This is a genomic window from Fructilactobacillus sp. X7R9C1, from assembly GCF_059901005.1.
This window is the reverse complement of record NZ_JBWXVG010000001.1, coordinates 210,636-223,191: the sequence shown is the minus strand read 5'-3', so window position 1 is coordinate 223,191 and position 12,556 is coordinate 210,636. Positions and strand designations below refer to the sequence as shown.

General features: G+C 36.8%; 11 protein-coding genes. 10 read left to right on the top strand and 1 reads right to left on the bottom strand.

Annotated elements, in window-relative coordinates:
- Positions 1-9 precede the first annotated feature (9 nt).
- The 3 genes from rsgA to AC6UD0_RS01095 are packed head-to-tail and all read left to right on the top strand — an operon-like array spanning position 10 to position 2,224.
- A complete protein-coding gene (rsgA, locus tag AC6UD0_RS01105) occupies positions 10-915 on the top strand; it encodes a ribosome small subunit-dependent GTPase A (RefSeq protein ID WP_500696724.1) in 906 nt (301 codons plus the stop codon).
- A 2-nt stretch (positions 916-917) separates the two neighbouring features.
- Entirely contained in the window at positions 918-1,577 is a 660-nt protein-coding gene (gene rpe, locus AC6UD0_RS01100; RefSeq protein WP_500695683.1) for a ribulose-phosphate 3-epimerase, read from the top strand.
- A 2-nt stretch (positions 1,578-1,579) separates the two neighbouring features.
- On the top strand, positions 1,580-2,224 hold the full coding sequence (locus AC6UD0_RS01095) for a thiamine diphosphokinase (RefSeq protein ID WP_500693709.1): 645 nt from the start codon (positions 1,580-1,582) through the stop codon (positions 2,222-2,224).
- Between the two features lie 62 nt (positions 2,225-2,286).
- Here AC6UD0_RS01095 and rpmB read toward each other — a convergent pair whose 3' ends face one another.
- Positions 2,287-2,472 carry a 50S ribosomal protein L28 gene (rpmB, locus tag AC6UD0_RS01090; RefSeq protein WP_500693710.1) on the bottom strand — a complete coding sequence of 62 codons (186 nt, stop codon included), beginning with the start codon at positions 2,470-2,472 and terminating at the stop codon, positions 2,287-2,289.
- Positions 2,473-2,665: 193 nt separating this feature from the next.
- Here rpmB and AC6UD0_RS01085 point away from each other — a divergent pair, with 193 nt between their 5' ends.
- The 7 genes from AC6UD0_RS01085 to smc all read left to right on the top strand — a co-directional run bounded on the left by AC6UD0_RS01085 (position 2,666) and on the right by smc (position 12,556).
- Positions 2,666-3,028 (top strand): Asp23/Gls24 family envelope stress response protein, encoded by a 363-nt coding sequence (locus tag AC6UD0_RS01085; RefSeq protein WP_010021513.1) that lies wholly within the window; start codon positions 2,666-2,668, stop codon positions 3,026-3,028.
- A 30-nt stretch (positions 3,029-3,058) separates the two neighbouring features.
- A complete protein-coding gene (locus AC6UD0_RS01080; protein WP_500693712.1) occupies positions 3,059-4,759 on the top strand; it encodes a DAK2 domain-containing protein in 1,701 nt (566 codons plus the stop codon).
- 76 nt (positions 4,760-4,835) lie between these two features.
- Positions 4,836-6,866 carry an ATP-dependent DNA helicase RecG gene (recG, locus tag AC6UD0_RS01075; RefSeq protein ID WP_500707871.1) on the top strand — a complete coding sequence of 677 codons (2,031 nt, stop codon included), beginning with the start codon at positions 4,836-4,838 and terminating at the stop codon, positions 6,864-6,866.
- A gap of 15 nt (positions 6,867-6,881) precedes the next feature.
- The gene (gene plsX, locus AC6UD0_RS01070; protein WP_500707869.1) at positions 6,882-7,913 is read left to right on the top strand and encodes a phosphate acyltransferase PlsX; all 1,032 of its coding nucleotides are present in this window, start codon (positions 6,882-6,884) and stop codon (positions 7,911-7,913) included.
- Between the two features lie 12 nt (positions 7,914-7,925).
- On the top strand, positions 7,926-8,198 hold the full coding sequence (locus AC6UD0_RS01065) for an acyl carrier protein (RefSeq protein WP_500693715.1): 273 nt from the start codon (positions 7,926-7,928) through the stop codon (positions 8,196-8,198).
- Positions 8,199-8,277: 79 nt separating this feature from the next.
- The gene (gene rnc / locus AC6UD0_RS01060) at positions 8,278-9,009 is read left to right on the top strand and encodes a ribonuclease III (RefSeq protein WP_500693716.1); all 732 of its coding nucleotides are present in this window, start codon (positions 8,278-8,280) and stop codon (positions 9,007-9,009) included.
- A 13-nt stretch (positions 9,010-9,022) separates the two neighbouring features.
- Positions 9,023-12,556 (top strand): chromosome segregation protein SMC, encoded by a 3,534-nt coding sequence (smc, locus tag AC6UD0_RS01055; RefSeq protein WP_500707867.1) that lies wholly within the window; start codon positions 9,023-9,025, stop codon positions 12,554-12,556.

Genomic DNA, 12,556 nt, shown 5'->3' with positions numbered 1-12,556 from the left:
GAGATTAATGTGAGAAAAGGCAAGATTTATCAATCTTTGAGTGGGTTCTATGACGTTGAGTCCGATGAAAAAATGTACCGGACGAGAGCACGAGGGAACTTTAGAAAAAGAAATATTAAACCCATCGTTGGCGACCTGGTTGAGTTTGATGAAACTAATGTGAACGAGGGATACATTTTAAGGGTTTTACCACGGTTTAATCAATTAGTTAGACCGCCAGTTGCTAATACTGATCAAGCAATTGTAGTTAATTCAGCCATTGAACCTGCTTTTTCTTTCTCACTATTAGATAAGCAACTTGTGGCCCTCGAAAAGCAGAAGATTATCCCGATTATTTATCTTAGTAAGACTGACTTGTTAACGTCAAAAGCGCAGGTTGATTTTTTTAAAACGGTTGCGGCTGATTATAGGAAAATTGGTTATGAAGTTGTGTTACCTGATAAAAAAGATGATGTAAATGCAGTGAGCGATGTTTCGAAGTTACTTCCTCACAAACAATCAATCGTAATGGGTCAGACTGGGTCAGGAAAATCAACACTGCTTAACGAAATTGACCCTAAGTTAAAGCTTAAAACTGGAGTCGTATCTAAGTCTTTAAGTCGAGGGAAGCATACCACTAGGAAGGTGTCTTTACTAACGGTAAATAGCGGCTTGATTGCTGACACACCAGGCTTCTCTTCTTTTGATACTTTGGAAATTAAGTCAAATGAATTAAAAAATTATTTCCCGGAATTTGTACGTGCTTCACCCAACTGTAAGTTTCGTGAATGTCTGCATGTTAATGAACCTGGTTGTGCCGTGAAAGCTGGGGTTGAAAGTGGTACAATTCTATCGAGCAGGTATGATGATTATCTGCAAGAATATCATTTATTAAAAGCACAAAAGCCAATTTATAATAAGAAAAGAGGAAATTAAACATGATTAAAGTTGCTCCTTCAATTTTAAGTGCGGATTACGTAAACCTACAAAAAGACATTGAAAAGGTCGATAAGGGTGGTGCGGAATTACTACATATCGATGTTATGGATGGGATGTTTGTTCCAGCGATTGCCTATGGTCCAGGCTGGGTCAAAGAGATTCGCCCCATTACTGGATTAACACTTGACTGTCATTTAATGATTGAGAATCCTGAAAGATATATTGATACTTTTGCTGATGCTAACGCAGATATTATTGGGGTTCATGTTGAATCAACTCCCCATATTCATCGTGCTCTTCAAATGATTAAAGATAAAAACGTTAAAGCTGAAGTCGTAATTAATCCGGGAACCCCAGTGGAGATGATTAAGCCAGTCTTGTACATGGTTGATCAAGTTCTTGTGATGACTGTTAATCCCGGATTTGGTGGTCAAAAGTTTATTCCTGAAACGATTAGTAAGGTTAGAGAATTAAATAAATTACGTGAAGAAAATGATTCATATTCCTATGACATTGAAATTGATGGTGGTGTTAACAATAAGACGGTGGTTGACGCCTATAAAGCTGGCGCAAACGTCGCTGTAGCTGGTTCATATGTTTTTGATGCAAAAGATCCTGCTGCTCGTATTCAGGCTCTTAAGAACGCTACTAATTTTTAGTTATGAATAAGGTAAATGTCGTTGTTGGGGGACCAATTGAGTTATGGCCATCTAACTTAAAGACTAAAAAAATAAAGGGTCCCTTCATTGGGGTTGATCGAGGAAGTTTACGACTAATCAAATTGGGCATTATTCCTGAATACGCTGTTGGTGACTTCGATTCGGTTTCAGATTCGGAATTTAAAATAATATTACAAAAAGCCAAGCACGTTATTCGGGTTGATCCGGTAAAGGATGAGACTGATACTGAATTGGGTATCAGGACCGCTGGCAAGTATTTTCCTAAGAATGAGATCGATATTTATGGCTTTTCAGGCGGGCGTCTTGATCACTTGCTGACCAATTTTTTGATGGTCTTAAAGCCAAATATTAAACCCTATCTTTCAAGGCTGAGACTCATTGATAGTCAAAATGTAATCCGATACTTTCTAAGTGGGTCGTATCATATTAAGAAAATCACTGGAATGAAATATTTAGACTTTTGTCCGCTGTTACCAATGCATTTAACGCTCAATGATGAAAGATATCAATTAAATCATCATTGGGTGGGGTATCCAACTTCTTATTCAAGTAATGAATTTATTGGAGATAGTGCTTCGTTTGTTTTTGATGAAGGAGTATTGATGGTGATTCAAAGCCGAGACTAAAAAACAGTACAACCATTGAATGGTTGTACTGTTTTTTAATTAATTAATTAAAATAATAATGATTATACTCTGGTAATCTTACCAGATTTTAAAGTTCTGGCACTAACCCAAACACGTTTGGGTTTACCATCAACTAATATGCGTACCTTTTGTAGGTTTGGCTTCCAACTTCTTCTTGATGAGTTTAAAGCGTGAGAACGACGATTGCCGAAATGAGTTCTCTTACCATTAATTTGATCCTTAGCCATAATATCCCTCCTTACTTTGGAATTCTTTTATATTCAATAGTTCACCTAAATAACTTACCATAATACCGTCATAAATGCAAAGTTTCTTTCAAGTAAATGTCCTTGACACCATGATTCATATTTTTGTTTTATAATGGGGTGTGGTAACATTAGATATCGTTATGAGCTCGAAAGGATAAGGGGGATGCAAACGATGGCTGTAAAGTTAAACACTCAATATGGATCAATTGATATTGATAATGATGTAATTGCTACAGTAGTCGGCGGTGCCGCAACTGATAATTATGGAGTTGTTGGCATGGCTAGCAAAAACCAATTTAAAGATAATATGAATGAAATTCTTCGAAAGGATAGTTACTCAAAAGGAGTAGTTGTCAGAGAAGTTAACAAGAAAGTTCAAGTTGACGTCAACGTCATTGTGAGTTATGGAACCAAGATCTCTGAAGTTTCTCGTAATGTTCAGTCAAAAGTTAAATATAATTTGGAATCGATGTTAGGGATTAATGCGGATTCAGTAAACGTAATTGTTCAGGGTGTTAAGGTTATTAACGACTAGTGGTTTGAGTATAAGGAGGATTTGATAATAGTGTCATTAACTAAGATTACTACTAAAGAGTTCGACCAAATGGTTCAAGCCGCCGCGGTCGTTCTTAATAATAATACGGATTTTATTAATTCGTTAAATGTTTTCCCAGTTCCAGACGGAGACACTGGAACGAACATGAGTTTGTCATTATCAAGTGGGGAAAGTTACGTCGATAAATCAAATGATGATACGATTGGCGGTAAAGCTTCTGCACTTGCTAAGGGTCTATTAATGGGAGCTCGAGGTAACTCTGGTGTCATTATGTCTCAGATTTTCCGTGGTTTTGCAAAAAACGTTGAAGGTAAAAAGGATCTTGATGCTCAAGAATTTGCAGATGCTATTATCGCTGGAGCTAAGACTGCTTATAGTTCGGTCATGAAACCCACTGAAGGGACCATCTTGACGGTAGTTAGACTAGCTGCTAAAGCTGGTGAAAATACTGCTTCAGATACTGATGATGTTATAAAGGTAATGGACTCAATTCTTGATGCTTCTGAGAAAGCTCTTAAAAAAACTCCAGATCTTCTCCCAGTATTAAAGCAAGTGGGAGTGGTGGATTCTGGTGGACAAGGATTGGTATTTGTTTTTCAAGCTTTTGATGATGTTTTAAATGGTCGAAAGATTGAAGACAAAGGTGAACATCAACCTAATTCTGAAGAAATGAACGAAATGATTGATGTTGAGCATCATAAGAGTGCTCAAGGTAAATTAAACCCAGCAGACATTGTTTATGGGTATTGTACCCAAATTATGGTGCGAATTGGGAAGGGAAAGCAGGTTACCCAGAAATTCGACTACGATACTTTTTATAACTATCTGGCGAAATTAGGGGACTCGCTTTTGGTTATTAATGATGATGAAGTGGTTCGCGTTCACGTTCACACGGAGCATCCTGGCAAGGTCTTATCGTGGGGACAACAATTTGGTGACTTAGCAACCGTTAAAGTTGATAACATGCGACTGCAACAAGAATCAATCATGGAAAGCGATGAAAAAGCTCAAAAGACCGATGATTTAAAGGAAGAAAAAGAGCATAAAAAGCCGCGTGACTTAGCAATTATTGCGGTGGTTGCGGGAGCAGGTTTAGAGAAGCTCTTTAAGAGCTTAGGAGTAACTAACATCATTAGTGGTGGACAAACGATGAACCCTAGTACGCAAGATATTGTTGACGCTGTTAATAACAGTAATGCTAAAAAAGCGATCGTTCTCCCTAACAATAAGAATATTTTCCTATCGGCAGAGCAAGCCCAGGGAATCACAGACATTCCGATGGAAGTTGTCCACACCAAGACAATCCCACAAGGATTAACCGCGATGTTCTCATTTGATCCTGATAATACTTTTAAAGAAAACCAAACCCAGATGGACGACTCTTTAGATACCGTTAAAAGTGGCCAAGTGACGACTGCTGTTCGTGATACAAAGATTAATGGAATGGACATTAAAAAGGGTAGTTACATGGGAATTATTGATGGAGACATTCAGGTCCTTGGTTCTTCTTTAGATGATGCAGCTATTAAGATGCTGAAAAAAATGTTAGATGATGATAGCGAAAACGTTACGATTATTTTTGGAAAAGACGCTGATCAGGATGATGCTGATAAAGTTTCGAATGCTGCCTTATCAGTGGACGATGAATTAGAAGTTGAGACTCATGAGGGGGATCAACCAGTTTATCCGTTGATTATTTCCGTTGAATAGGTAATATTATATAGATAGATACTTAATAAGACTGCTAGTCCTTGTGGATTAACAGTCTTTTTAGGAGGTGAATTTGATGAGTGGGTTAGATGACCATGTGGAAACGCTTAGAGGAGTCGGTCCCAAAAAAGTTGAAGCTCTAAATGATTTGGGGATTGTGACCATTTATGATTTACTGACATACTTTCCATTTCGTTATGAAGATTTTCGAACTAAAGATCTTTCTGAAATTTCTGATCAGCAGGTGGTCACTCTGAAGGGTAAGGTTGCTATCAATCCAACGGTTAATTTTTTTGGAAGACGTAGAAGTCGTTTAACTATTAAGTTACTAGTTGGTAATGATGTGATTCCGGTGTCCTTTTTTAATCAGCCGTGGCTAAAGAAACAGGTTGAAGCCGGGGATGAAATTTTGATTTACGGAAAGTTTGATGCAAATAAAAAATCGATGGCCGGAATTAAAATTTTGAAAGCTGGTGATGGCGAAAAATTTGGTTCAATTTATCCCGCTAACCATAAGATTACCCAGAATACCATTCGCCAATTGGTAACCGAAGCCTATGATCAGTACCAAGGTCAAATTGAAGATTTCATCCCCAATTGGGTTTTAAAAAAGTATAAATTAGAAAATTTAAAAAGTGTCATTTCTAACATGCACTTTCCAAAAAATCAAAGAGCAGCAGCACTCGCACGTAGAACCGCAAAGTTTGATGAATTTTTCTTGTTTCAAATGCGAATGCAAACTTTAAAACATCAGAAAGATCAGGCCCCTAATTCTGCGATAACCATTAATCGTGCTAAATTACAGACGTTTGTGAGTTCTCTTCCGTACGAATTGACCCTGGCACAAAAAAAGGTTATTTCAGAAATTTTATCTGATCTAAAGCGTCCATATCAGATGAATCGGCTTTTACAGGGAGATGTTGGGAGCGGAAAAACGGTTGTAGCGGCTATCGCAATTTATGCTGCGGTTCTTTCTGGGAAACAAGCCGTAATAATGGCTCCCACTGAAATTTTAGCCGAACAACATGCTGACGGACTTGCTGAGCTTTTTAAGGATACTAGTGTTAATATTGGACTATTGACTGGTGATACTTCTAGATCCGCTCGAAATGAACTTTTACCCCGTATTGAAAGTGGTGAGATTAACTTGGTGGTGGGTACTCATGCATTGTTTCAAAAAGAAGTTAAATACCATAATTTAGGATTAGCTGTCATTGATGAGCAACATCGGTTTGGAGTTAACCAAAGAAAGGCCATGCGAGAAAAGGGTAAATCAACGAACGTGTTATCGATGACGGCTACGCCTATTCCACGAACTCTATCGATCACAGCGTATGGTGAGATGGATGTCTCTGTAATTGATGAGTTGCCAGGTGGTAGAAAACCAATTAAAACGGCTTGGATTAAGAATCAACAGATTGATGCAATGCTTAATTTTGTCAAAAAGCGCTTAAATCATGGAGAACAAGTTTACGTGGTAGTCCCCCTTATCGGTGAATCTGAAGCAGTGGATATGAGAAACGTGACTGATACATACCAAAACTTTCAGCAAGAACTTGGTGATAAATACACGGTTGGCGTACTCCATGGTCAAATGAGTGATGAAGACAAAAATAAAGTAATGGATGCTTTTAAGACTAATAAGGTACAAGTTCTAGTTTCTACAACTGTAATTGAAGTCGGAGTTGACGTTTCCAACGCAAGTACCATTGTGATTTATGATGCTGACCATTTTGGGTTGGCTCAACTACATCAACTTCGGGGTCGTGTGGGGCGAGGGGACCAGCAAGCTTATTGTATTTTAATTGCTGATCCTAAAAATGAAACTGGTAGAAAACGAATGAATGTGATGTGTTCATCAACTGATGGTTTCTTTATTTCACAAAAAGATTTAGAATTAAGAGGTCCTGGGGACATTCTCGGTAAAAATCAGTCTGGAATGCCAACCTTTAAAGTTGGAGATCCAGTTGCTGACATTAATATTTTGAGCACAGCGCAGACCGTTGCAAAAGAAATTGTTGATGATGTTAATTGGGAACAGGAACCGCAAAATCGAAAGTTAGTAAAAAGACTTAAATCTTTAAATCAAGATGTTAAGTTTGATTAAGGAGCTTTGCCTATAATGATAAAAATTGCTGTTGATGCAATGGGTGGCGATAATGCACCTGATGAAATTGTCAGAGGGATTGAGCTTGCTCGTGATGAAATGGATCACGTGGAGTTTCAACTCTTTGGTGATTCTGATAAAATCAATTCGTTGTTAAATAACAAAGAAAATATCAAAGTGATTCAATCAGATGAAGTTATTAAAATGGAAGATGAACCCGTTAAAGCAGTAAAGGAAAAAAAGGGATCAAGTCTGGTAATGGCTGCTCGAGCTGTTAAAGATGGGACAGCTGATGCATTTTATTCCTGTGGAAATACTGGTGCCATTCTAGTTGCTGGTTTATTGATAATCGGTAGAATCAAAGGAATTGATCGTCCGGGACTGGTTACTACTTTACCAGTAATTGATAACGATACTGGTTTCACGTTAATTGATTGTGGAGCAAATGCTGATGCTAAGGTTGTTAACGTTTATCAGTATGCACTACTAGGTAAGTATTATGCTGAAAGAGTCTTAAAGATTAAAAATCCACGGGTTGGGTTGATTAATAATGGCACTGAGTCTGACAAAGGAAATAAGATCCATCAAAAAATGTATCATGCTTTAAGAAAAAATGATGACATTAATTTTATTGGTAACATCGAATCACGAGGGTTGCTGGATGGAGTTACCGATGTAGCGGTAACCGATGGCTTTACCGGTAATGCGGTTTTAAAGAGTATTGAAGGAACTGCATTGTCAATGATTAATATGTTAAAAGACGGCATTATAAATGGTGGAGTGAAGTCCAAAGTGGGTGCTTTATTACTCAAGGATACTTTAAGAAAGATTGCCCACAAGATGGATTACACTAAGTACGGGGGTGCCGTCCTACTTGGATTGAAGGCCCCAGTGGTGAAGAGCCACGGTAGTAGTAAGGCTAAGACAATTAGAAATACGATACTTCAAATTCAGCAAATTATTAATTCTAATTTTGTTGATTCAGTGAAAGATTATTTTTCTAATCATACTGATGAAATGGATAGTATTAAAAATGGTGAGCAGTAGGAGGGATCACTGATGGATAGAGAAACAGTATTTAAAAAAGTAGCAGAAATCACCTCAAGTCGTTTTAAGGTTCCGGTTGATAAGGTAACGAATGACTTAAACTTTACTAATGATTTAGGCGCTGATTTTATTGATATGGCGGGATTTATCGTTGAATTAGAGGATGAATTTGGCGATGTTTTCACCAGTGAAAATACTGAGAATATCAGTGATGTCGGCGATCTAGTAAATGTAATTATGCGAGATATTGATCCAAAAACGAAAAAACACATTGCAAAGAAATAGATGATTCGTTGTTATGACGGGTCATTTTTATTATGCAATTATCGTAATTTAGGCATTAATGATATAATTAAAAGAAAAAATGTTACCTTTGGAGGAAATAGAATTGCAAAAGCAGTTTGATGACTTGTTAAAAGACAAGTTTAATATTAAGTTTAACGATGAAGCGCTTTTAGATGAAGCAATGACCCAAGCATCATACGTGAACGAGCATCCCGGTCAAGGATTAAAATTTTATGAACGTCTGGAGTTTTTGGGAGATGCTGTCTATCAATTAGTGGTTTCAGACTACATCTTTAGACGTTTTCCAGAATTACCACAAGGTCGACTGACTAGATTAAGGGCTGCTATGGTTAATGAGCATAGCTTTAGTCGTTTTGCCCGTGAATGTCATTTTGACAAGTATATCCGACTCGGCAAAGGTGAAGAAAAGGCGAATGCCAGACAACGTGACTCACTTTTATGTGATATTTTTGAATCATTTATTGGAGCGGTGTATCTCGATCAAGGAATAGAAACGGTGAGGAATTTTTGTCAGATTGTGATTTTTCCTAAGCTTGATGAGGGTTGGTTTGACGAATTCTTTGATCATAAAACTGAATTACAGGAAGTTGTTCAAGAAAATGGCCCAGTCGATTTAGACTATGAACTAGTTAGTGAAGATGGTCCTGATAATGACCGTAAATTTAAAGTTGCGGTAAAAATTAACGGCAAAGAAATGGGAGTCGGGTTAGGACATTCCAAGAAAGATGCAGAACAGAAAGCGGCAAAGAAAGCACTCAATGAACTGGGAGTAAGCACAAGTATTAAGTAAATGAGGCATTAAGGTGAAGTTAAAATCAATTGAGATTGCAGGATTTAAATCTTTTGCAGATAAAACCACAATTGACTTTCAGGATGGGCTTACTGGAATTGTTGGTCCAAATGGTAGCGGAAAAAGTAATGTCATCGAGGCAATTCGTTGGGTTTTAGGTGAGCAGTCGGCCAAAACTTTACGTGGTAAAAAAATGTTAGACGTCATTTTCTCTGGGTCCAAGGGGCGCAGAGCTCTTAGTCGTGCAGAAGTTAGCATTTATTTTGATAATTCTGATCATTTTTTGGATTCTGATTATACCGAAATTAAAATCACACGTAAAGTTTATCGAAATGGTGATAGTTCTTATTCAATCAATGATAAAGATTGTCGTTTGAAGGATATTAATAATCTTTTTATGGATACTGGATTAGGTGAAGGTTCCCTTTCAATTATTTCGCAAGGGAATGTTGACGAAATTCTTAATGATGATGCTGAAAAAAGGCGATCAATTATTGAGACAGCTGCTGGAGTTTATCGATATAAAAAACAAAAGGTGGAAACTGAACAAAAGTTAGCTGATACTCAAGGAAATTTGGATCGAATCTCAGATATTATTAACGAGTTGGACAAACAAATTGGGCCTCTAAAGGAGCAAAGTGATGCTGCTTCGCTCTATTTAAATAAGAAAAAGTATCTTGATCAATTGAAGTATTCTAGATTAGTGATTAAGATTAAAAATCATGAAAACGTGAAAATGAATCTGGAAAAGGAGCTCAAAAAGCAAAATACTACTTTTACTAATCTAAAAATACAAGTTAAGGAAGTTAAAGAACGCAAACAAGGGTTAACGAGCAAGATTAAAAGTTTAACCCAGAAGCGTGAACAGCTTCAAAATCAACTTTTAAGCGACACTAAATCACTCGAATCAGCTCATAGTGATCAGCAGTTGTCTGAGCAACGACGTGAATTTAATCAACAAAAGATTAACGACTTAGAAAGTAAAGTAAGTGATTTAAAAGAGCAACTGGGAAACGTTAAAAACAATATTACTGATAATCAAAGCCAAATTAGTAAAAAGCAGGCTCTCATTTCCAACTATTCTCATAAGATGAAGCAGCTTGAAACGGCTCCTATTCAACAAAATTTATTGGAAAAGCAAACAGAACTTGAAAATATAAGAAATGATTACATAGATTTGATGCAGTCATTAGCCAGTGCCAAGAATAATTTAAAGTTAATGCAAAAATTATCCAAGCGTAGTGATAGTGAGGTAAAAGAGAAGTACCAGCGGATTAATGCGATTGAAGATCAAAGCAACCTTTTAAAGCAAGAAATCACTTCAGAAGAGACCGAATTATCGAAACTTCAAAACAACCAGAAGCAAATGGTGGATGAATTAAAGCAAGTTGATAATAAGTTGTCAGATTCAAGGGACAAAGAAAAAGAATTAAAGGCAAGCTGGTATGCTGCATTACGTGTTTTTCAGGAAACTAAAACGGAACGAGATAGTATTAAGTCAATCTTGGAAAATCATAATTCGCTTTATCGCGGGACGCGAAACTTATTAAAAAGCAAAGCGAATTTAATTGGTATTAAAGGAACAGTAAGTGATTTTATTGAAGTTCCTGATCGTTATGTTCTAGCCATTGAAACAGCATTGGGAAGTCAGATTCAGCAGGTTATCACCGAGAACGTTAAAGACGCTAGAGAAGCAATTCACTATTTAAGCGAGAAGAAACTGGGAAGAGTTACGTTCTTGCCTATGAATGCCGTTAATGAACGTTATTTATCCTCTAATGTGTTAAATGAGGTAAAATCGATTTCTGGCTTTGTTGGAATTGCTTCGAGCTTGGTCAAAATGCCATCGAATATGACACGGATTAAGAATCACCTGCTGGGTGGTACGATGATTGCAGTTGATTTAAAAAGTGCTACAAAGATCAGTAAGACAATTGGTCATAGGGCTAAAGTGGTAACTTTAGATGGGGATGTCGTTAATGCCGGAGGTGCAATCACCGGTGGTTCTAATCGCAACCAGTCAACTGGCTTACTAAGTCAAAAAGAAAAATTGGTCCACTTAAATCAGCAAGTTGAAGACATGGGTCAGAAGATGAACGCTGGTGAGGAGACTATCAAAGAATTCCAAAATCAGCACAAAATAGCTCAAGATAAGCACGATGAACTTCGCCAAAAATTAAATGAATTAAAAGGAGAAATTCAAGCTAAGCAAAAAAGCATTAGTATGAATCAAAGTAGTTTAAAGGAGTCTCAAAGAAGTGCTGATGCAATTCGATTACAATTAAAAAACACAACCGGTGATGATGACGTAAATGAAGTTGATCTCTCTCATAAGATTAGTGATTTAAAGATGCAAATTAAGCAAAATCAGTCCAAGAATACCTCAGTTAAAAGTCAGATTGAAAAACTTACGCGAGATATTAACGAAAATAATATCAAATCATCTGAAATTAAAGAAAAGTTGATTCGCTTAAAGGAACAAAATAGTCAACTCAAGTCCAGTAGGGAAAGTCTTTTAAAACAAAGGTTGAATTTTGAAACTCAATTAAAAAGCTTAGCCAATAGTATAAACGGACTTAAGCAATCAATTAATCAAGAAGTGGTGGCAGTAAAAACTAATATTCCCGAGCTAGAACAACAAATCCAAAGTACTAAGCGGGATGTTAACGATCTTAATTCAAAAATTGATAAATTTAACCAAGATGATCAAAAATATGATCAGCAAGTTTCCGATCTTCAGGATCGTTTAATTTCTCAAACAGAAATAGTTCAAAAGCTGGAATCAAATTTAAAAACAGCTGTAGATAACCTTGATTCTGAGCGTTATCAACGCGATAACATGATTAAAGGAACTAGCTCAATGAAGAAGGTGAAACTTGAATTACCCGAAATCGATTCATTGATTAAATCAATCCAATCTGAAATTGATGAGTTGGGTCCGATTAACGTTAATTCAATTGATGCCTATGCAGAAGTAAAGGATCGTTACGAATTTATGAATCATCAACTTGATGATTTAATTGAATCTAAGAGCCAACTGATTGGGATAATGAATGAAATGGATCAAACGGTAAAAGTTAAATTTAGCGAAACTTATGATAAAATTGCAACTGCGTTTAGTCATATTTTTCGCAATATTTTTGGTGGTGGGGAAGCCAAACTAAAAATGGATGACCCACATCATTTACTTACAACCGGGATCGATATCTTGGTAAAACCACCCGGAAAGAAATACCGTAATCTCAATTTACTTTCTGGTGGTGAAAAAGCTCTAACGGCTTTGGCACTGCTTTTTTCGGTTCTTGAGGTAAAACCAGTTCCGTTTGTAATATTGGATGAAGCTGAATCTGCTCTTGACCCTGCTAATGTGGATCGTTTTGCGCGGTATATGCAGAGTTTAAAGAATAATACACAATTTATTGTAATTACTCACAGAAAGGAAACGATGGTCTATGCGGATCATCTTTATGGAGTTACAATGCAAGATTCGGGTGTATCTAAGGTTGTTTCGGTCAACTTGGATGAATCTAAAAAGCTAGGAGAATAA